Raw genomic sequence first — 22981 nt, 5'->3', positions numbered from 1 at the left:
TTTACTTTCCTCCTTTTCCGGGATTTTCTCCCTTTTGAAAAAAGTATAGGAAAGCAAGTGTTCCAGAAGTGTTCCTTTTTGAGGTGTTTACTGCTGTTTTACTGTTTTAATTACTGTAATTTGACATTACAATCCCGGCCTGACGTTCCAGAACCGGAAGAAAGGCCTCGCTCCAGGAATACTGTGCCATAAATTCATCTGAAAATTTTTCTGCTGCATGGATCTGCCCTTCCATCAGTCCATAATAATCACAGGAAACGCCCTTTGTCTCCAGATACATTCGTCCACGCTCGCTGTGAAGCATCCAGAGAAGTCCATGATCCCGCAGTGTATTTTTCAGGTTCATCACTGCTTTTCGGAAACGTCCTTTCACCTGTTCACTGAACGGTTCTTCTTCCCATAACAGATCCACGGCAAATTCCATTTCCACAATGCCGCCCCGTCTTGCCACAAGAAGTGCAAGCAGTTCTTTTGCCTTTCTGCTGCTAAAATCAATCGCATGACCGTTTAAAAACAGATCAAATCTGCCAAACGTGTGGATTTCCAGCTGCATTTCATCTTTTTGTTCCGTTCTTACCAGCCTTCTTGCTTTATCCAGTGCACGGTCCACCTCTTCCTGTCCAAACGGCTTCAGCAGATAATCACAGGCATCCAGCTGATAGGCATCAAATGCGTACTGGTCGTATGCTGTGACAAACGCTGCCTGAAGATCCGGTTTTTCTTTGTGCATCTGATCCAGCAGTTCCAGTCCCGTGATCCCCGGCATCCTGATATCACAAAATTCAAAATCCACCGGATGCCCGGCAACGTACTGCAATGCCTGCTTTGGGTTTACAAATTTTCCGCAAATTTCAATATCTTTGTGTTTTTCACATAAATAGCTTAATTCTTCCAGGATCAATGGTTCATCATCTATCAGAATAATTTTCATCGTCTGTCTCCTCCCATGGAATATGTATTGTCTGCCTGCACCCTTCTCCTTTTCTGCTCTCAATCTCAAGATCCGCATTTAGAAATTCTTTCAGACGCAGCTTCAGATTTCTTATGGCAATCCCGTCTGCATCTTTCAGTTTTTCGGTGTCAAATCCTGCCCCGTCATCCAGGATCTGAACACAGATTTCTCCGTTTTTCCGAAAACTTCGGATCTGTACGGTGCCGCCCTCCATCTTCTGGCAGATTCCGTGACATACCGCGTTTTCTACCAGCGGTTGGATCGTCAGAGGCGGTATCCGGAACTTTTCTTCCTGAAGATCCCACTGAACCTGAAGCCTCTCCCCAAAACGAATCTTTTCAATGTGCAGATACCGCTCAATCGTCTTACATTCTTCCCGAAACGGAATCATCTCTGCAGATTCCAGTGCATTCATATTTCCACGCAAAAATACGGCAAAATCGTAGACTGCCTGTTCTGCCTCTTTCGGACGCGTCCGGCAGAGCACTTTGATCGACATCAGGGCATTTTGCAAAAATGCGGTTTGATCTGATGCAGTGCAAGCTCCAGCCGAGCTTCCTGGAGCTTCTGCTCAATCTTCGCCGCCTCCAGTGCCCTCTGCTGGATTTTATTCATACGCCAGCGGTCAATGACATTGACGCTCAGATCAAAAGCGATCACTCCGACAAGCATGAAAATACCTCCACTATAAGGAAGCATGCCGATATGTGCGAAATCTGACAATACGATCCCGGTATACAAAAGCAATATGCCTATTTCCCAGATCATATCTTCTCCGGATATTTCTTCTTTTTTGCGATACCCTGCAAAGCGGATCAGCAGTAGCAGCCAGACACCCACGTCCATGGTCAGCTTCCATGATAAAATCCCTTCAAAAGCTGCAAGGCTCATCACAATGACACCGGTGATCAGAATCCCTTCCCGAATTCCGAAATCTTTTTTCTGCCGGTCTTTTTTATAACCGTTTTTCAGAAGAAATTCCCAGACCAGACTTTCCATCACGCATACAGAAAACAGAATCAGATCATAATATTTCAAAGTCCCGCCTATGACTGCCGAAAACGCTGCATCGGAATAGATCATATGGATGGCCAATAAGAACAGCACCAGAAAAACACTTCTGCTGTAACCGCTGTCCGGCGTGATCTTCAGCTGTAATAAATAAGAACATAAAAACAACATATGCATGCCAAGCAACAGGATCATCCAGGTATGATAACGGTCATACTGTTCACTCCACACGCTTTCATCCTGGATCCGCGGTGTAAAAGACAGCCCCGGAAGCAGATATCCCGCTGTTTCTATGATCAGATCACATTCCGAAGACTGAAGCGTAATGGTCGTCCTGATCGACGTATCCCTGCTGACTTTCAGTGCATCCGGATCAGAAGAAACTACTCCGCTTTTCTCAATACATTTTCCATTCAGATAAATCCGATAAGCCGCCGGCATACCTTTCAGGCTCACAGAAACGTCAAATTGCGGCGGACAGTTTTTCAGTTTTACACGGTAACTTCCCCAGTTGAACATCCCTGCATTTTTTCGGGGCATATAAGAAGGCACCCTGACAAACTTCCCGGAAACCTGCTCTTCATCCAGCTCCGTAGCAATGAATTTCTGTTCAAAAAACTCCCATTCTCCGCACAGATCGACTGCTTTTCCGCTTTGCAGTCCAAACTGTTTGAAATCTGCTTCTCCCTTACAGACCACCTGTTTCTGCGGCATCATGAGAACGGTCAGCATTGCTGCAGTACATACAGCAAACACCGCAGCAAGAAAAAGAAACCTTCGATTTTTTTCTGTTCTATTTAAAATCCGCATATAAAAACTCATATCCTCCACCTGCAAGATTCATGCTTGTCTCAAAACCGGTCAGGTTCCGGTTCAGTAACAGGCTTTCTTTTCGAAGCTGCAATGGAATCATCGGCACATCTTCCATCAATGCTTTTTCTGCTTTATATAAGGTGCTAAGTCTGATCTGCTCATCTGTCTGCCTTTCAGCCTCTCTCAGACATTTCTGTACCGTGCCGCTTTGACTTTCTCCTTCCCCATAAGTGTAATCATAATTCCAGCTCTGCAGATAGGCCATCACATCTGCATATTCTGCGATAATACCAGTGAGCGTAACAGTACCGTTGTTTTTCTCTGCCCAGAATGCATCTCCGGTTGCCGTTTCCAGTTCCACCGAGATTCCAAGCTTTTTCTCCCACTGGCGTTTGATTTCCGTTCCTTCCTGTATGCTCCATGGATCATCATTCACCAGCAGCTTTATTTTCACATCTTCCGCTCTGGAAATATGCAGTTTTTTGAATGCTTCTCCAAGCTTTTCTTCTGCAAGCTTCTGACTTCCGTATTTTGTACACGGCAGATCCTGATAATTCTCTGTGTAAGTTTTCAAAATACCAAGACCGTTTTCCGGAACATAGCGTGCATTCGGCACAAGAAAATCACTGTCCATATTTTCTGTGTATTCTACCCGGTTCAATGCATAATTTAACGCCTGGCGAAATTCCCTGCACTGCAAAGGTCCTTCGGTCTGCAGATCCAGATAAAGACTTTCACAGATCCCGGTCATCACTTTTTTCTGAATTCCGGCATTGTATTTTTCCGCTCCTTTTAACGGGATCGGCATCACATCGACCTCTCCTTTTACAAACCTTTCATATGCTTCATCCACTGACTCCAGGCATACCGCTTCCACCCTATCCAGCCGGATGTTGTCCCGTTCCCAGTAATAGGGATTCTTTTTCATACTTACCAGCTCTTCACTCCAGGTGTCCAGTGTAAATGGTCCATTGCAGTCTTCCGGCCGCAATATTTCCGTCGCATCTTTTCTTATCGGCACAAAACTTCGTAAAGCCAGAAGCTGCAGAAACTGAACCTGCGGATGCTCCAGCTCGATCTGAAGCGTTTTTTCATTCAGCACTGTCACACCCAGTTCTTCGATTCTCTTTTTCCCCTGATAAATGTCTTCTGCATTTTTTATGATCGCTGCATAAGAGTTAAAATATTCCGGTTCCACCAGTTTTTGGAATGCCCCAAGAAAATCATCTGCTGTAACAGGAGTACCATCACTGTAACAGGCATCATCCCGCAAATAAAATGTATAAACCTTCTGGTCCTCCGAAATTTCATAGCGGTCTGCCATTCCGTACTGAAGTTCGTACTGATACACCCGCATAAGTCCTTCCAGCAAATAACAGGAAATCGTCTGCTCTGCACTGCCTTTCAGTTTCAGATGATTCAGGCCTTCTCCCGAAAACATGCTGTAATTGACGTACCGCATAACTTTTTCCTGCCCGTCCGATTCTTTCGTTACACTTTCCGTTTCCTTCTGCCGTGCACATCCCCCTGCCAGCAACATTACCATAAAAATCAGAAAACACCGTCTCAAAAAACCTTTCATTGTCACTTTCCCTTCTCCCACCATGATTAAGATAATGATATAATATTTTTCCTGTTTTTTCAATCTTCCGGCAGGATATGATTTTTGAATACACAACAAAAAGACAGAAGCATGTGGCGGAAATAAATTCCATCGCATGCTCTGTCTTTTTGCTGCCGGCCTTTTCTGAAACACTATATCATGCCAGCTTTTCTTTCTTATGTTTTATTTTGTGCGTACTTTCTTTTTTGCACTGTAAGCAGTGTAAACTTTCTCGTTGTCCACAACTTTATATGCTTTTACTCTTACATAGTACGTTTTCTTTGTAGAAAGTCTCTTGATCGTTTTTGCTTTCTTATCAGCAGTAACCGCAATGGCCTTTTTACCTTTGAAGTTTGCTTTCTTAGCATATTCAATCACATAGCCGTCTGCTCCTTCTACGCTCTTCCAGTTGACTCTCACAGACTTCTTAACACCTTTGACAGCTTTTACTTTCACTTTCTTAGCTGCAAATTCTGTCTTAGCCAGCTGGCTCTCCAGACGTTTCTGCATTGCCTGCACTTCTTCTAACTGTTTCTGGGCTTCGGCTCTCTTTTCTTCTGCCTCTTTCTGGGCTTTCGCAAGGATCTCTTCTGCTTTCTTCTGTGCTTCTTCGGCTGCTTTCGCTGCGGCTTCTGCATTTGCCTGGGCTGCTTTCGCTGCTTCTGCACTTGCCTTCGCTGCGTTTGCTGCTGCCTCTGCAAGGTCTTTCTGTGCACTTACGGAGTCTTTGGCTGCTTCTGCTGCTTCTTTTGCCTGTACTGCATCGTTCTTTGCAGTTTCTGCTGTCGTTTTGGCTGTTTCGGCTGCTGTCTTCGCTGCGGCTGCATCGTTTGCATAATTCTTTGCTGCATCCTCTGCTTCTTTTGCGGCTGCCTGGGCTACATCTGCTTTTGTCTGTGCTGTCTCTGCTGCTGTCTGTGCTTTCTTTGCCTCTGCTTCTGCAGTTTCTGCTGCTTTCTGTGCAACTTCTGCTTTCGCCTGGGCTGCATCTGCTGCTGCTTTGTCAACATCGGCTGCTGCCTTTGCTTCTTCGGCTGCTTTTTTTGCCTCTTCTGCGGCTGCTTTTACTTCTTCTGCTTTTACCTTTGCTGCTTCTGCATCTGCTTTTGCTGCTTTTGCTGCTTTTGCTGCGGTCTCAGCATCGTTCTTTGCTGCGACTGCCTGGTTTTTGATCTTTTCCAGTTCGTCTTTGGATGGCTGATCCGGTGTATTATCGTCTTCTTTTACATAAACTTTTGCATCTGCGATATCCACGCAGTCATCGTTCTTTCCACCGACTTTATCAATGTAGATGATCAGTTTTTCTGCACCTGTCAGGTCAACATTCATAAGTTTTGCATTGTCCGGTTGAAGGATCACACCGCTCTCTGCCAGTTTATTCTCTTCGCTGATGCTGTCTTTATAGAAGATAAAGTTTGCACCGTCACGGTTTGTCTTGGTAGATTTTGTATAGTCAATACCCACATAACCTTCAAAGCGTTCTGCTTTGATGCCGCTTAAATCAAAGGTCAGGGTTGCATCGGTATTTGCACTTAATCCCTGTGCAAAGACTTTGCGTACACCGTCAACATTCATGCTCAGCTCGCCTTTGTTTGTGCTCTCTCCGCCATCGTATTCGTTGACATGGAAGCCGCCCCATCCGGATACAGAATTTGCCACATCCATATATAACAGACCATATTTATCAGATTCTTCGGTATCGGTTCCGTATACTCCGTTTGCTTCGTCTACTTTTGCGGTTAAGTATACATATTTCTGCCCGGTAACCGGTGTTGTATCTTTTCCGCCTGCCGGTGTTACTTTTACTTCTTCTGCGGAAGCATCGATCTGTGCATCTTTTCCGGCAATCGTCAGATTTTCAATGGAGAAACTTGTCTCTTTCTTTTCTGCATTTTCATTCAGGCTGAAGCTTGCTTTGAACAGATCTGCCTGTACTGCAACTGCTTTTGTCAGATCATAAACTACCTGCACACCGTCTTCTGTTTCTTTTACGGAAATATTTCCTTCCACACCGTCTGCCAGTGCAAGGCTGCTAATGTTATAAGTTACTGTATCATATTTCAGTGTGAAGCTTCCTGCTATCATTGCAGAGTTGCCGCTTTCGGATATCTGGGAAATGCTTCCTGTTACTTCTACGGTTCTTTTTTCTTCTGCTGTGTTATCTTTTGCGGTTAATTTTACGGTTGCTGCTTCTTTTGCACCGTCAATATCAGCCCCAATACCAGCCAGCACTTTCAGATCTGCCAGATCGAAAAGATCTGTTTTTCCGTCACCGTTTACATCTGCCGCATAAGTATTGACTGCATCAAATACTGCATTGCCAGCCAGCACTTCCCGAAGCATATTGATATCAGCGATGTCCAGTGTTCCGTTTGCACTTCCATCCACATCTCCGTTTACTGCCATGGTTACGGTGTCTGCTACCGTTCCGTCTTTGCGAAGTTTTACAAGATATCCGGTTGCTACCGGTGCTCCATCCTCGTCAAAGGATGCGTTGTATGGATCTTCCATAGATAAGGTTTCACCCTCGCCAAGCTCAAACATTGCAAAGAGCTGTGCTTTTGTCATGCCTGCCGGAACATTATAAAGAATATTTGCAGAACGATCCATTCTGACTGCTGCATCTTCTTTTAAGGTCAGGGATGCTGTCGTCAGTTCTTCTGTGCTTAACTGAACCTTGGTATCGCACCAGCTCACCATATCGTGTCCGTCTTTGACATTTTTGTCTGCATACAGGCAGATTTCCTTTGTTCCTGCCGGGATCTCGATGTCGAAGTACTGTGCGTTCTGACCATGTTTCATCAGCTCGCCTTTCCATACTTCTTTGCCGTCCAGTTTGATGATCGGATACGCTCCATCCTGTGTTTTTGCTTTATGAGCATCGATTCCGACATAACCCTGAAGGCGTGTTGCATTCAGTTTGGAAACATCGAAATACAGTGCGGAATCGGCATTGACACCAAATCCTTTTTCAAATTTTGTACGTTTGCCTTCCACATAGAGGTCAAGTTCTGTACCTGCATTGTCCTCGTTTACATGGATTCCGTTGTATCCGGATGTACTTCTTGCAGTATCGTATCCAAGATCTGAGAGCTGAATGGAAGTATCATTCTTGATCTCGATCGTGTAAGTTCTGCTAAATCCGCTCTTTGCGGTTGCTTTTACGGTTGCTGTGCCCGGAAGACTTTCCGGTTTTGTGACCTCAACTTTTACATCTTCCGATATTGCTTCCACTGTGATCTCCGGAACTGTTCCGGACAGGGAAGAAACGTTTACACTGTAAGATGTGATGTCATTATCAAATCCATCCAGTTCCTGGTCACCGATCTTGATGCCGTTCAGCAGTGCTGTTTCATCTGCATAATTCTTTTTGCTCTCTGTCATCAGTTCTTCGCTTGTGGATTTGCTGATCGGTTTGAGGCGGTAAGTATAGCTGTATGTCTTACCTGTTCCGAGCAGATACTGAGACAGAGTTGCCTGTCCGCAGCTTGCAGTTCCAAGACCCATCTGTGCATAGTCAATCGTCAGAACCGTATTATCTGTGCGTTCGATCTGGTATGGATGTCCGGCTGCTTCCAGTGCTTCCTGTGTGCAGTTCAGTGCACTCATCTCCAGCAGGTGATCCTGTGCATCAACCAGCAGTCCGTCACCGTCTGCATCGGTCACTGCCATCCATCTGACGTCGGTCTTGTTGCCGGTTTCCTGAGCGTAAACATAATTGGTAAACTGTTCATCTACGGTGCTGCTCCACACACCGACATCGTATCCGGTCTTTCTGTCACTGTAGCTGTCCGATTCGCCGCGGCCATACCAGGTCAGGTTGTCCAGTCCGGCTGCCAGCTGCAGGCGTGTACCGACTCTCTGAAGGTTGCTCATGTTGGAGTTCGGAGCCATTGTTGCTTTTACAACAATTTCACCGTTTGCATAGACTGCATAGGTAAGACGGTCTTTGGAATCCGCACAGTTTTTCAGTGTACGTGCTACAGAAACATAGACTACTTTGTCTTCTTTTGCAACGCTCACTTCATCGATCTGAACATTCTCGTTTGCTGTTTTCCATTTTGCATCCACGGATTCCTTCTTATCATTATCGGTAGAAGCTCTCCAGTAGTTCGGCTCAATGCCTTCTGCAATCATTTCTTTTCCGTTTGACTGGTAAGAAGTCATCTCACCGGTTTTCTTGTCAAAGGAAACGGTCCAGTTGTCACCTGCTACTTTTACCTCACCATCGGTTTCTTCAAATGTCTTGATATCTTCCAGTTTGGAGGTATCCACTGCCTCCACTGCTGCATCCGTTCCTGCGAAATCCAGTTCAAACTGTGCTTCTGCCACTGCAAAATCTTTCTTGGCCCAGGTGAACTGATCGTCACTCTTTGTTACAAAAGATATATTCAGGAAATATTCATCACCTGCTGCTGCATCCGTCGGTGTGGTAAATGGAATGACAACCTCTTTGCTGCTTCCTGCCGGAATATCCACATCCATGGTTCCGTTTTCCACTGCGGTTCCGTTCTTTACCACTTCCCATTTCATGGTATATTCGTTTGCATTGGTAGCGATCCATTCGTTGCTGATCGTAACGGTCCTGGAATCCAGATCTTTGAGCTGCATCTGAAGTGCCTGATAAATACGTTTTACTTCATAAGCTTCCGGCTGGAGTGTACGATCCGGAGATACAATACCATTGACGCAGAAATCGGTGTTTCCAGACTTCCAGGAAGAATAGTCCTTCGTATTTCCGTCTGCATCGGTATAAGTTCCGTGATTCCAGTCTCCGTCATAGCCCCAGTAAGTGCTCTTTCCGTCCCATGTTCCGTCAGAATCAAGAAGCGGTGTATTGTAACTCTGATCTACGAAATCCCAGATAAATCCACCCTGCAGGATGCCATTTGCACGAATTTCTTCCCAATACTCTTTCATACCGCCACAGCTGTTTCCCATTGCATGCAGGTATTCACACATCAGGTACGGTTTTTTCTGGTTTTTTACCTGTTTTCCAACATTCGGGTACATATTGGACCATACATCCACACCGGCATTGTCATTCCATCCCTGATAATGAACAACTCTGGTATCATCGTTATTCTGGAAATAATCAATCTCTGCCTGAAGGGAATCACCGGTTCCGGTCTCATTTCCCGGTGACCACATGATAACACATGGATAGTTTTTATCACGCTCCAGCATATTGATGGCACGGTCTTCTGCTGCCTCCACATAGCCTGGCAGACTTCCCGGAACTTTATACTGGCTTCGTCCGTTGTGAGACTCTACGTTTGCCTCGTCCATGACATAAATCCCATACTCATCACAGAGTTTGTAGAAAGTCGGATCATTTGGATAATGAGAAGTACGGACCGCATTGATATTCAGCGATTTCATCAGCTCAATATCTTTTCTCATATCTTCTTCTGTCAGATACCATCCATCCTGTGGATCATTCTCATGACGGTTCACACCGGCAATCGTGATGACCTGACCGTTTACTCGAAGTCTTGCATTATCTGTATTTGCATCGGTGATCTCCACTTCACGGAAGCCGACATCAGTCTGTGTCGCTTCTTTTGTCACACCGTCTTTTTTCAGTTCCAAAACCAGGTTGTAGAGGTTCGGTTTCTCTGCACTCCATTTTTCCGGATCGATGATGTGCTGTGTCAGGTTTACTTTTGCTTCTTTTGTCTCGCTGTCAAAGGAAGTAACCGTTCCGGTAAGCGGTGTGGTTGTCACCCGTTTGCCATCACTGTCATAAAGGTTTCCTTCTACACTCCATCCGTTCACATCCTCTGCAGAAAGATTTCTCACATCTACATCAATATTCAGATCTGCGTCGGTATAAGTTTCATCCAGATCGGTAACTACCGTATAATCACGGATTTCCACGTCATCTTTGGATGTCAGGTATACATCACGGAAGATACCGGAAAGTCTTACCATATCCTGGTTTTCGATGTAACTTCCATCAGACCAGCGATAAACCTCTACGGTAATCACGTTCTTGTTTCCTTCTGAAAAATCAAGTGCATCGGTAATATTAAATTCATCTCTTGTAAAACTGTCTTCTGCATATCCGATGTATTTGCCGTTTACCCACAGATACATGGCAGAACCAACACCTTCAAAGTTAATAAAGACGTTGCGATCTTTCCAGGATGAATCGATCGTAAAGGTTTTTCGATAAGTTCCAACCGGATTGCATTCTGTCGGAGCATCTCCTACCTTATACTGGCTGTAATTTTTGCCCTCCGCATTCATCCACGGATAGTTCTGGTTGGAATAGATCACCGGATCGTATTTCCAGGAACCATCTTCTTTTACATAGGTCTGCCAGCTCTTCGGAACGGTAATGTCATCCCAGCTGCTGTCATCGTAATCTTTCTGGTTAAAGTTAGCATCTTTTACACCGATACGGTCTGACGGTTTCACTGCCCAGCTGAATTTCCAGTCATCTCCATTTAAAAGCTTGTAGAATGAAGATTTCGTCTGGTCTTTCGCTTTTGCCTTTTCTGCGGTGTCAAAGCTGTAAAAAGTCGCTCTTGCCGCCTCGCGGTTCACCTGGAATACCCCCGGCTGCCCGTTCCATTCTGTAGAAGATGCTGCCGCTGCAACTTCCGGTATAATCCCCTCCAGACCGGAAATGCTGCCACCGCTTACGACCATCGCTCCTGCAAGTAAAACAGATAACAGTTTTTTTTGTCTCATATCCTTTCTCCTCCTTTTGAATGAGTTTGACAGTTTTACATATAGTAAAATGTTTACCTTCATCATTATTATATCACTTCAAGTGTACTTGAAGTCAAGTGATTTTTGATTTTTCATTTATTTTACACACTTTTTTTCTCTGTTTTTTGTGCATTTTTACGGTTATTTTGAAATTTAGCTATATAATAGCATATCTTTTTTGTACATACAACGTTACATTTGATCCTAAATGTAACGTTTTTCCTTTTTTCAGCATCTTGTGCAAATTCCGTCATTTTTTTCAATTTCGCTCACTTTATGTGTTTTTTACAGTAAACATTTGTATTTTATTTACGTCCATTCACCTGACAGAATCGCTGTGCTTTCTACACTCCGTTCCGGACGGAGATTGTACTCTCACTGAGACAACTTTGTTGCTCGCTGCTTATAGAAGCAGAAGTTTTCTCCGACCAAGATAAAATATGCTCCCTCCTGAGTGACAAGTTTTTTATTATTTCACTTGTCTGCCCAGAAGGGAGCATATCATGATTCACTAACATAATTCCTGCTTTTTTTGTATTCGTTTATTTTACTTTCCTGCTCTTCACTGCAGAACAGCTGCCATATACTTTCTTTTTACCCACTTTGTGGTAAGCACATACTTTATAGTAGTACGTCTTCTTCTTTTTCAGTTTTTTATTGGTGAAGCTTATCTTTTTGGCTCCGTTTAAGACTTTAACTTTCTTATACTTGCCTTTTTTCTTATCGGCACGATAAACTACATAGCCGTCTGCGTTTTTGACTTTTTTCCATTTCAGAAGCAGTTTTCCTTTCGAAACTGCTTTGATGGAAAGTCCTCTTACCTTTGCCGGTCTTGCTTTTGCCGGTGTCTCTGTGGATGGTACCTGCTGTTTTGTCTCGCTCTCTTTTGTATCCGGCTGCGGCTTCGGATCTGGTTTTTCTGTTGCGGCTGTTTCGGATTCTATCGGTTTTGTTTCGCTTTCGGTCTCCTTCTTTGTTTCGCTCTCTGCCTCCGTTTCGCTCTCTTCCGTTCTTCCCGTCAGCTTGATATACTGATCTGTCAGACTGGCGATGCCTGCCTGGAATGTATCCATCTCAGCAGACAGCGTCGCAATCTGTGCATCGGTCAGAAAGGCCGGATGTCCGCCCTGTGCAGTTGTTAAAATACCTGCATAAAGTTTTTGAATCTGATCTGCCAGCTGCGGTGCTTCTTTTTTGATCACGGCAAGTTTGTTGATATCACGCACACCCTCTGCCATACGCTCCAGTCTTACCGAGCTTCTGCTGATCGGATTCTGTGCTGTTTTTTCGTCCGGATAGATCAGGAAACAGTCACCCGGCTCAAATTTGCTGTGTGTGGTATCATCAAGCGGATCTTCCACCCAGGCATCATACGCCCAGCGAAGAAATCCCGCCGTGCCGGATTTGCCTGCATTTACGATCGACCAGTAACTTTCCACCGGTGCACTTAAGGAGAAGTTGCCCGGTCTGTGGCCGGTACAGGAATATAAAGTAGTGCGAAGTCCTTTTGCTTCCCGGTCGTTTACCAGCTGTTCAAAATCTGCCGGATGTGCGGCTGCCGCCGTATCTCCGACGTTCAGATCTGTCACTCGCATGGCAAGCTCTTTCTTTTCCACAAAGCTGTCCATCGCTCCGGCTGTCTTTAAACATTTGCCGTCCTTGTTTTTCACAGATTCGATCAGATCAAAGGCGGTGCCTGAAAATCCACGCTCATCAATGCCGATGTAACTGTCATCAAACCAGCCTTTTTCGGTCAGATGTGCGGTAAGATTGGTAAGGAAATCCGTCCAGAGTGTGGTATAACGTGTGCTTCCCACAGAAAATCCTTCTTTTACCAGCTTGCCGTTCTCCCAGTAAGTGAATGAATTGTGCCACGGTGCCACGCTGTAAAGCACGATTTTATCCCCAATGCCCAGAGACTTGTTGAAGCTTACCCACTTATCAAAATCGGTATAATCATACGTAAAGCTATCTCCGTTCTTTATCCATTTGATCATAGATGGATAATGCACATCATTTGCACTGTACGTCTGTCCGTCCCAGGCATCTTCGATGACAGAAGCAGTGATTGCATGTCCGCCTGCTTTTTTATAGAGCTCCATGGAGGACTTCATGATCTCCAGATGCTCATCGGAAAACGGCTCTACGTTATAATATTCTGCACTCGTATACGGATACTGCCACAGTTCAATATCAAAGGTATCTCTGTAGTTGTCCGGAAGTTCTGCATTCTGCACACGCACTTCATACTCAAACACCAGCGGCTTATCGAGCTGATCTGCTGTTACGGTCAGCTGTGTTTTGTAAGTGCCGGATTTTGCTGTCTTTGGAATCGCAAACTCAACCCAGACCGGCTGGAGTGTATCTGCTTTTATGTCGATCGGCGTACTCTGCCAGAGAATATCCGATGCTTCCGCACGGTTTTCTTCTGTTGCCGCCGGAACATCATTTCCATAGATATATCCATAAACATAAGCTTTTGTAGAACGAATAAACGTTGCCGTCACATTTTCGGCTGCGATCTTCTTTTTGCCGTCCGTCAGGTCAGATGCCTGAACTGTCACATTTGTGAAATCACCGCCGATCGCACTTAAGACCAGTTCACTGACTGCACGGTCATTCTTCCAGGCAGTCAGCGTCTCGCTGCGGTTTTTCTTTACCGAAACTTCCGCAAAACGTTTCTGCGTGTACTGCGTGTTATGATCGGTAACGGTACCGCCAAGTACACTTCCCTGCTCTCGCACTTCCACTTCCATTGTTCTGGAAATCCCTGCCTTCTGGCTGGATGCCGTGATCACTGCCGTTCCGCTTTTCTTTGCTGTGACCGTGCCATCTGTACTTACCGAAGCAACCGTTGTATCGGAAGCTGCATAGGTCATATCATCCAGTGTCGCATAAGACGGTGTATAGCTGTAAGAGATTGCATAACTCTGTCCGACACTTAAGGAAATCCCCTGATCTTCCAGTTTAAAATCTTTTGCAATATACGGGCTGTGTGTGACCTGTACATAAGCCACCTGATTGACTACCGCACTGCCACTGCGTTCCTTCTGCGTAACTGCATAGAGCGTATGTTCACCTTCCGTAAGGTTTTCTGCTTTATATACAGACTGCGGCGTGGTACGGCTGCTCTCATAAAGATCCACCAGTGTCTCTGCTCCGTCATCCACACGGTATTTCACTTTTCCGTGGTTGTGACTCTTGTTTGCAAAAACTTCGATGGCATTTCCCTTAAACGTTACCCTGTAAAAACATTCTTCTGCCTTCTCATTCGATGATCCGAGGTCTATATATGCCTCGTCATCATTGTACGTCCAGCTCTTTCCACTGAATGATTCGTAGGAAAAACAGTTGATCTCTCCCGATGTCTGGCTCGGCAGGATCTTCGTTGTTTCCTGTGTCTGGCTTTTTGCATTTCCTGCTGCCATCAGTGATACCGGCAGACCGGCAAATGCCAGGATCACGGCAAGAAACAGCGAAAGCCATTTCTTTTTTTTCTTTTCCATTTTCTTCTCCTTCTCTTTCATCTGCCTCTTATCTCAGATGTTGTTTAACTCTGCAATCCGCCGGAAGCGGTATCCGATGGGAATGAAATCCCTGCTGATTGTCCGTACTTATTCCGGCTGTTTGAAAATAATATCGGCAAACTCTCCCCTGCTTGCCTTTTTCAGATCTTCCGGTTTCAGCTCGATCTGTACGCCGAGACGGCCTCCGCTGACGATCATCTTCTCCAGTTTCTGTGCACTTTCATCAATTCTCGTCACATACTGCTTTTTCATGCCGATTGCCGTACAGCCTCCGCGGATATAACCGGTGACCTGATTGATGTCTTTGACATGGATCATAGAAACGGATTTTTCGCCGACTGATCTGGCTGCCTTTTTCATATCCAGCTCCTCGGCGATCGGTATTACAAACACAAAATAATTTCTGCTGTTTCCAATCGTGACCAGTGTCTTATAAAGCAGCTCATATGGCTGTCCGAGTGTGTCTGCCACTTTCAGGGCATCCACAAATTCATCACACTCATACGTATACTCTTTATACGGAATCTTGTTCCTCTCAAGGATACGCATGGCATTTGTCTTTACTTCTTTTGATTTTCCCATCTTTTTTTCAGAACAGTCCTTTCACAAAATCTGCCACCGCTTTCAGATCCTGACGGTCCGGATGAAGAAGTGCCTCGTCAAAGTTGTGAAGCAGCATCTCCACCTGCTGTGTATTGGAAGTGTTCTGCATCGCCTCATAGCGTTTGCGAACCTGGATCGGCATCTTGCCCTGACATAAAAATCCGCCCAGATATTCACAGTCCTCCGGGATAAATGCTGCAACTCCGTTTAAAATCCGGTCATAATATTCCGGCACATTCCCCATGCCGCAGGTTCCAAACAGTGCAACCTTTTTCCCGTGGAGGTTTCCAAGCAGATCCAGGATCTCCGAACTTGCTGTCCCGCGATCCGTCCAGAACCCAACCAGATACATCTCTCCGTCATCCCGTTCTGTTCTCTCCTCGATTCGTTTTACATTTTTTTCTTTTACCGGCACTGCCGCAAAAACTGCTTCTGCCAGTTTCTCCGTATTGCCGGTGCGGCTTGTATATACAATCTGTACGCCCATCCTGATTCCTCCTCTGGCATGATATTGATGTCAAAAGCCATTAACTTTGATACTCTGCGGATCATTCCATGCTCTGCACTCACATAATCCTGATATCTTTGCATTATCATAGCATACTTGACTGTACATAAAAATAGTTTAACTCTAAACAATTCTAAAGTTTTTATAACTCAGATTTCATGTCTGCATTCTCAGATTCCGGCATGAATGCATGTTTTCTGCACTTCTTCCAGCGATTTTCCTCAGTCTGCATTCTGGATCCTGACCACTTCCACACTTTCCTGATCGGAGTCCTCGCTTTGCAGTTCTCCGCGATAAGTGATCTTCACAGACATTCCTTTTGTAAGACCTTTTTCTAAATACAGCGGAACCTGTACAATCCGGAACTTCAGTTCCTTTCCATCAGAAGTTTTAATTGTCATGCCGGTCATGGAAATCTTTTCCAGTGTTCCTTTTACCGTCTGCTTCTTTGATGCATCCGCCTTCGTTTCTGCTGCCTTGCTCTCGTCCGTTTTCGCTTCCGTCGCAGCCTCACTGCTTTTTTTATTTTTTCTTGTGGTCTGTTCCGTTACTTTTTCCGTTTCTTTCTCAGTTGCTGCTTCCGTTTCTGTTTCTGCATCGCTCTTAAAAACATCAGCCGATCCCGCAATACGCACAGCAGTTGCCTTTTCGCTACCTTTCTGCGTGATCTTTCCGGTGTAATCTATAGAAACCAGATTGCCGATCCGGATACCGGACGGCAGATCGATTTTTACATCATCCGTGGAAAACGCAAGTTCATTTCCATTATCGGAAAGCAACACTACCTGATCCATGCTCAGCTCTTCCAGCGTCCCGATCACGGTATGTACCTCCGAAGAGTTCACTGTTTCGCTGCTTCCGGTGCTCTGCTTTGTCTCTTTTTCCGATGCGGCACTTTCCTTGTCAGTCTGTGTTTCCCTGTTTTTTTCTGATGTACTTTCTTTCTCTTTTGCAGTCTCACTTTCTGCTTTCTTTTTGGCTGTTTCTTTTGTGCTGCTCTTCGCCTGTGTCTCTTTTGCCGTTTCAGAGGAACTTTCACTTTCCATGCTGCTCTCTGTTACCGTTTGCGTCTCGGTCTGTTTTGCGGTATCGGTCTGCGTTTTTTTGCTGCATCCGGATAACAAAAGTGCGGTTGCAAGCATTGCGGCTGCTCCTGCCGTCAGAAATCGTCTGTACATAAAATTTCCTCCATTCTTTTTACGATTGTTTTATCCCCTTAAGCTTTTGCGAAAAATGTCGTTTCACCATCCCAAAGATGATAAAACGACATTCTGGTTTTCTGTTTCTTTATGCGTTCGCTGCGATCACATCCTGCATATCATACAGTCCAGGCTCTCTGCCTGCCAGGAATTTGGCTGCCTGTACGGCACCTTTTCCGAAAACCGCCTTGGAATATGCAGTATGCTTAAACTCGATCACTTCGTCTGTTCCGGCAAAGATCACTTCATGCTCACCTACGATATTACCGCCGCGAACTGCGGAAATACCGATCTCTTTCGGATCACGCTCTTCTCTTCGGTCGCTTCTGTCGTAAGTATAATGATAGGCATTCCCCAGTGCCTCATTCATACTGTCTGCCAGTGCCAGAGCCGTGCCGCTCGGTGCATCCAGTTTGTGTTTGTGATGCTTTTCTACGATTTCCATATCAAATCCTGCTTCTGCCAGTACTTTTGCAGCACTCTTTAACAGGTTCAGCAGGGTGTTGATACCAAGTGACATATTTGCAGATTTCAGGACAGCAGTCTTTTTTGCTGTCTCTGCCACTTTCTGAAGCTGTTCTTCTGAAAGTCCTGTTGTGCAGACTACAACCGGAAGTTTGTGTGCTCCGCAGTAATCAAGCAGTGCGTCCTCTGCTTTTGCAGATGCGAAATCGATTACAACATCTGCTTCTTCTTTGCAGTCCTCCAGGCTTTTGTATACCGGGTATTCCATTTTTCCGTTATCAAACGGATCAATGCCTGCTACGATCTGTGCATCTGCATCCTCTTTTACGATCTGTGAGATCACCTGACCCATGTGTCCGCAGCAGCCGTGCATAATAATTTTTACCATTGCTTTTTCCTCGCTTTACATTTATGTAAGAATAATGCCTACGAATTGCTCCGTTACATAGTAACTCTGGCATTATCCATTATTCTGCCAGTTTGATGCCGAACTTTTTCATCTCTTCTGCCAGTTTTGCTGCATGTTCCTCTTCCATCTCGGAGAGCGGTCCGCGAAGCGGTCCGACCTCTTTTCCCATCAGATTGAGAGCTTTTTTGACCGGGATCGGATTTACTTCGCTGAACAGTGCATGGATCAAAGGCAGTGCCTTCAGCTGCAGATCACAGCTTTCTTTTACTTTTCCTTCATTATAAAGAGCAACAATGTCATGTGTTTCTTTTGGTGCTACATTGGAAAGTACAGAGATCACACCTTTTGCTCCAAGGGACATCATCGGCACAATCTGGTCATCGTTTCCGGAATACAGATCAATGCATCCGTCTGCCATCTGCATCAGAGTTGCAACCTGTGAAATATCTCCGCTTGCTTCTTTGATCGCCACAATATTTTCTACATTTTTTGCAAGATATACGGCTGTCTGCGGCTGGATGTTGCAGCCGGTTCTGCTCGGTACGTTATAGAGAACGATCGGCAGTTTTACAGACTCTGCGATTGCTGTATAGTGTGCAATCAGTCCGTTCTGTGTTGCTTTATTATAATACGGTGTTACCAGAAGAAGGGCATCTGCTCCTGCCTTCTCTGCCTCCTGGGAAAGGTAGATGGCAGTTGCTGTACAATTAGAACCGGTTCCGGCGATAACCGGGATTCTCTTTGCCACTTTTTCAACGGTATAGCGGATCACATCCAGATGTTCCTCATGTGTCAGTGTGGATGATTCTCCGGTGGTTCCGCAGATAATGATGGCATCTGTGCCGCCTGCGATCTGCTCTTCCAGAATCTCACTTAATTTTTCGTAGTTTACGTCTCCGTTTTCATGCATCGGTGTTACAATTGCCACACCTGCTCCTGTAAAAATAGCCATAGTCTTTCCTCCTAATCTGAACTGGCTGAAACGCTATAAAACTGATACTTGTACTGTAGAGTGCACAGCGATCCTGTCGGGTAACTGTCAGTAAAGCCTGCCGGAACCATATGACAGATCCCAGGTGCATCTGACTTGAACAGAACAGCTTCTGTATCATAAAAGGGACAGACCCGAGCGATCAGGTCTGTCCCAAAGAATAAACAAATGATAAAAACTGTATTCTTTCAGATAGCGCCCCATCGTCATTCGATGACAGTCATAGAGTTCTTAGCTCCATGCCCAAGCTGCAAGCTTCAGGTGCAATCCAGCTTTCGGCGTTTTCCCCTTTTGGCCACCTTCGCCTGTACCTGAATACATCGGATGACTTACTCTTGAAACACGCAACCTCTATCAAACTTATACATGATATCGGGGTCAACAGATATTTGCCCCCTTTGATACTCAAACCGGTACGCACGTACTTCTCCGTGCAGACACTGATTTGTTTATAATCTTATCATTGTCAAAATATATTGTCAACTGCCGGGTTGACTTTTTTATCTCAGCGTAGAAGATCCCACTACTGTCCGCTACTGTCCGCTTTATATGCTGTGACCATCTCCGTCACTTCGTCTGCATACTGCCAGATTTCTTTCGCCGGATAGATCCCGGTCAGGATCAGACTGGTATATTCTCCCTTTGCCTCAAACAGGGCACGCAGTTCTTCTGCTTCGATCACCCCTGCTTCCACAAGTCCCAGAACTTCATCCAGAATCAGCACATCACACTCTTCCGTGACCAGTACTTTTCTTGCAAAATTGAGTGCATTTTTGAGATTTTTGATCTCTTCTGCTTTTTCGGCATCCGGAAGATCTTCAAATGCCTCTTCTGCCTTCTGAAAACGGAACAGTTTAATCTCCGGCTCCAGACGCTGCACAAAACCAACTGCTTCTGCATTTCTTTCCTTCATGAACTGTATAATGATAACGCTTCTCCCCTGACTTGCTTCCTGTATCCCCTGTCCGATCGCTGCGGTGGTTTTCCCCTTTCCCTCGCCACAGTAAATATGTATAGAACCTTTATCCATTAGCACCTCGTTAAAAATTCAAGAATGTTTCACATATCTTTGAACAGTTATACACTATTTTTTTTAAAAAAGCAAGAATATCAGATCTCTGCTTCTCAGATATACTCTAATTTACTGACGGACACTTCATACGCCACTCTTTTCTGTGCTTCCTCTCCTTCTAATTTTTTCACATATTCACGGCTCTGGATACGTCCCCAGATCTGTACATGGCCACCGACTTCAAATCCCGCTGCAAATCTGGCATTTCTGCCCCAGCAAATGCATGGGATATAGTCCGATTTTCCATACGGCCGGTTCACTGCGATCAGCATATCTGCAATCTCTCTTCCAAGAGGTGTTTTCCGGTAAACCGGTGCCTTGCATATATAGCCATCCAGAAAAATCTGATTTGTCTTTGCTTTATCGGTCTCTTCTTCCACAAAGCTGACTTCTCTTGCAAATACAGAAAGTACCAGACGGTTTCTCTTTTCTTCATGCCGGTTGTATGAACGGAACTGACCGTTGATCTGGACATATTCTCCTCTATAATCTTTGCTTACGTCAATCAGGCGTTCCGATATCATAACCGGAATGCAGTCGGAACAGTCGCTCAGTCTCTTGACCAGTATGTCAGCCATATAAAAACCTTCCCCGAATACTTCGTGACTGAATACAAATGGTGACGCAACCTCTCCTATGATCGTTACCTGATTGTTTTCAATAATCTTATCTGCCATAAATAACAGTTCTCCCTTCCCTATGAAGCTCTTTTTGTATTTTCCGGTGTCTTCATCTGCAACACCGCATAGTTTTATATATTCTGCGGATGGTTTCAATATGTCTGTTTTCCGATTTTTCTTCAAAATTTTTTTAAATCCCTTGTAATCTGGGAAAAATGTGATAAACTCTGTAGTGGTTTAGATGCGAAAAACGAAAAACAACATATACAAAAGGAAGAGTGTATTATTTATGATTAGAGAAGATGTACGCAACATTGCCATTATCGCACACGTTGACCACGGCAAGACTACATTAGTAGATGAGCTGCTCAAGCAGAGCGGTGTGTTCAGAGCAAATCAGGAAGTAGCCGAACGTGTTATGGACAGCAACGATATTGAACGTGAACGCGGTATCACCATTTTATCCAAAAATACCGCCGTATTTTACAAGGACACAAAAATCAATATCATTGATACTCCGGGACATGCCGACTTCGGCGGTGAGGTGGAACGTGTACTGAAAATGGTAAACGGCGTTATCCTCGTGGTAGATGCTTTCGAGGGTGCCATGCCTCAGACAAAATTCGTTCTGCGTAAGGCACTGGATCTGGATCTGCCTGTTATTGTCTGTATCAACAAAATCGACCGTCCGGAAGCAAGACCGGATGAAGTCATCGATGAGATCCTGGAACTTTTTATGGATCTGGACGCTTCCGACGAACAGCTTGACTGCCCGTTTGTTTATGCTTCTGCAAAAGGCGGTTATGCAACTTTAAGTCTGGATGACGAGCCAAAAGACATGGTTCCGCTGTTCGAGACGATCTTAAATTATATTCCTGCTCCGCAGGGTGATGAAACTGCCGGAACTCAGGTTCTAATCAGTACCATCGACTACAATGAATACGTTGGACGTATCGGTGTCGGTAAAGTAGATAACGGAACCATCCGTGTCAACCAGGACTGCGTTCTTGTCAACCATCACGATCCGGACAAACAGAAAAAAGTAAAGATCAGCAAACTGTATGAGTTTGACGGTCTGAATAAAGTAGAAGTAAATGAAGCAACGATCGGCTCCATCGTAGCGATCTCCGGTATCGCTGATCTGCACATCGGTGACACACTCTGCTCGCCGGATCATGTGGAAGCAATTCCGTTCCAGAAGATCTCCGAGCCGACGATTGCCATGCATTTCATCGTAAACGACAGTCCGCTCGCCGGAAGAGACGGTAAATTTATCACTTCCCGCCACCTGCGCGACCGTCTGTTCAAGGAATTGAACACAGACGTCAGCCTGCGTGTCGAGGAAACCGAGACAACCGAATCCTTCAAGGTTTCCGGCCGTGGTGAGCTTCATCTTTCCGTACTGATCGAGAACATGCGTCGTGAAGGTTATGAATTTGCCGTAAGCAAGGCAGAAGTTCTGTATAAAACAGATGAACGTGGCAAGAAATTAGAGCCAATGGAGCTGGTTTATGTGGATGTTCCGGAAGAATTCTCCGGTACCGTTATCCAGAAGCTGTCTCTGAGAAAAGGTGAACTGCAGGGCATGAGCGTTGCCAGCAGCGGTTACACAAGACTGGAGTTCTGTATTCCTTCCCGTGGGCTGATCGGTTACCGTGGCGAATTTATGACCGATACAAAGGGTAATGGTATCATGAATACCATGTTTGACGGTTATGCACCTTATAAGGGAGATATCCAGTACCGCAAGCAGGGTTCTCTGATCGCATTCGAGGATGGCGAATCCGTAACTTACGGTCTGTTCAGTGCTCAGGAGCGTGGTACCCTGTTCATCGGACCTGGTGAAAAAGTTTACTCCGGTATGGTCATCGGACAGAACGGTAAGGCAGAGGACATCGAGCTGAATGTCTGCAAGAGCAAACATCTGACCAACACCCGTGCTTCCGGATCTGACGATGCTCTGAAACTGACACCGCCTAAGATCTTAAGCCTGGAAGAAGCCCTGGACTTCATCGATACCGATGAACTTCTGGAAGTAACACCGAACCATCTGCGTATCCGTAAGAAAATTCTGGATCCGAAGCTGAGAAAGAGAGCTTCCTTTAAAAAATAAAAAATTACCGTTGGTTTCCCGGCAGGTGTAAAGAACTGAAATGCCGCACATTTTAAAATAGTGTTTGCAAAAGAATAGTATTGCATGTGCAAATGAACGAATTCCCCGAAGGGCACGTAAAAGTGCCTTCTTGGGAATTCGTTCATTTTGCACATTGCTGTACGTTTTTGAAAGGCCATAGTTTTTAAAAACACTTCATATCATATTTTACACGCTGGCAGGAAACAGCCTTTTGCCACGCTGATGCACGCAGAAAGTTTTTAGAATCAAAACGTTCCGCATCAAGATAGTAAAAAAGCAGAGGCACAGTGACGGAAATTTACTACCGTTACAGTGTCTCTGTTTTTTCGTGTTCTGCCTTTTGGCCTGAAGGAC

General features: G+C 45.1%; 14 protein-coding genes and 1 riboswitch. Of the genes, 1 reads left to right on the top strand and 13 read right to left on the bottom strand.

What is annotated here, in order from left to right; genetic code table 11:
- Nucleotides 1–106: 106 nt before the first annotated feature.
- From LKD42_RS06725 to LKD42_RS06665, 13 genes are all read right to left on the bottom strand, one after another.
- A complete protein-coding gene (locus LKD42_RS06725) occupies nucleotides 107–931 on the bottom strand; it encodes a response regulator (RefSeq protein WP_248835202.1) in 825 nt (274 codons plus the stop codon).
- The gene (locus tag LKD42_RS06720; RefSeq protein WP_248835201.1) at nucleotides 909–1451 is read right to left on the bottom strand and encodes a sensor histidine kinase; all 543 of its coding nucleotides are present in this window, start codon (nucleotides 1449–1451) and stop codon (nucleotides 909–911) included. Before LKD42_RS06720 ends, LKD42_RS06725 begins: the two co-directional genes overlap by 23 nt.
- On the bottom strand, nucleotides 1451–2719 hold the full coding sequence (locus tag LKD42_RS06715; RefSeq protein ID WP_248835200.1) for a hypothetical protein: 1269 nt from the start codon (nucleotides 2717–2719) through the stop codon (nucleotides 1451–1453). The genes LKD42_RS06720 and LKD42_RS06715 overlap by 1 nt, the downstream gene beginning before the upstream one ends.
- 37 nt (nucleotides 2720–2756) lie before the next feature.
- Complete coding sequence (locus LKD42_RS06710) at nucleotides 2757–4379, bottom strand: peptide ABC transporter substrate-binding protein (RefSeq protein ID WP_248835199.1); 1623 nt, start codon at nucleotides 4377–4379, stop codon at nucleotides 2757–2759.
- 183 nt (nucleotides 4380–4562) lie between these two features.
- Nucleotides 4563–11078, bottom strand: a complete 6516-nt coding sequence (locus LKD42_RS06705; protein ID WP_248835198.1) for a beta-galactosidase small subunit-related protein — start codon at nucleotides 11076–11078, stop codon at nucleotides 4563–4565.
- 563 nt (nucleotides 11079–11641) lie between these two features.
- Entirely contained in the window at nucleotides 11642–14605 is a 2964-nt protein-coding gene (locus tag LKD42_RS06700) for a glycoside hydrolase domain-containing protein (RefSeq protein WP_248835197.1), read from the bottom strand.
- Nucleotides 14606–14713: 108 nt separating this feature from the next.
- On the bottom strand, nucleotides 14714–15208 hold the full coding sequence (ybaK, locus tag LKD42_RS06695) for a Cys-tRNA(Pro) deacylase (RefSeq protein ID WP_147630970.1): 495 nt from the start codon (nucleotides 15206–15208) through the stop codon (nucleotides 14714–14716).
- A gap of 7 nt (nucleotides 15209–15215) precedes the next feature.
- Nucleotides 15216–15716, bottom strand: a complete 501-nt coding sequence (bilS, locus tag LKD42_RS06690; protein WP_147630969.1) for a flavodoxin family protein BilS — start codon at nucleotides 15714–15716, stop codon at nucleotides 15216–15218.
- A gap of 242 nt (nucleotides 15717–15958) precedes the next feature.
- Complete coding sequence (locus LKD42_RS06685; RefSeq protein ID WP_248835196.1) at nucleotides 15959–16915, bottom strand: hypothetical protein; 957 nt, start codon at nucleotides 16913–16915, stop codon at nucleotides 15959–15961.
- A 109-nt stretch (nucleotides 16916–17024) separates the two neighbouring features.
- Nucleotides 17025–17789: a 4-hydroxy-tetrahydrodipicolinate reductase gene (gene dapB / locus LKD42_RS06680; protein ID WP_147630967.1), complete on the bottom strand. Its 765-nt coding sequence runs from the start codon at nucleotides 17787–17789 to the stop codon at nucleotides 17025–17027.
- A gap of 79 nt (nucleotides 17790–17868) precedes the next feature.
- Nucleotides 17869–18762 (bottom strand): 4-hydroxy-tetrahydrodipicolinate synthase, encoded by an 894-nt coding sequence (gene dapA, locus LKD42_RS06675; protein WP_147630966.1) that lies wholly within the window; start codon nucleotides 18760–18762, stop codon nucleotides 17869–17871.
- 224 nt (nucleotides 18763–18986) lie between these two features.
- A riboswitch (Lysine riboswitch) is annotated at nucleotides 18987–19163 on the bottom strand.
- Nucleotides 19164–19324: 161 nt separating this feature from the next.
- The gene (locus LKD42_RS06670) at nucleotides 19325–19831 is read right to left on the bottom strand and encodes a cob(I)yrinic acid a,c-diamide adenosyltransferase (RefSeq protein ID WP_248835195.1); all 507 of its coding nucleotides are present in this window, start codon (nucleotides 19829–19831) and stop codon (nucleotides 19325–19327) included.
- Nucleotides 19832–19926: 95 nt separating this feature from the next.
- A complete protein-coding gene (locus tag LKD42_RS06665; RefSeq protein ID WP_147630965.1) occupies nucleotides 19927–20550 on the bottom strand; it encodes a single-stranded DNA-binding protein in 624 nt (207 codons plus the stop codon).
- Between the two features lie 232 nt (nucleotides 20551–20782).
- Here LKD42_RS06665 and typA point away from each other — a divergent pair, with 232 nt between their 5' ends.
- On the top strand, nucleotides 20783–22606 hold the full coding sequence (gene typA, locus LKD42_RS06660; protein ID WP_022119421.1) for a translational GTPase TypA: 1824 nt from the start codon (nucleotides 20783–20785) through the stop codon (nucleotides 22604–22606).
- Nucleotides 22607–22981: the final 375 nt, after the last annotated feature.

Source organism: Hominisplanchenecus faecis (genome assembly GCF_020687205.1).
GTDB classification, from domain to species: Bacteria; Bacillota; Clostridia; order Lachnospirales; family Lachnospiraceae; genus Hominisplanchenecus; species Hominisplanchenecus faecis.
This window is presented reverse-complemented; position numbering and strand designations above follow the sequence as displayed.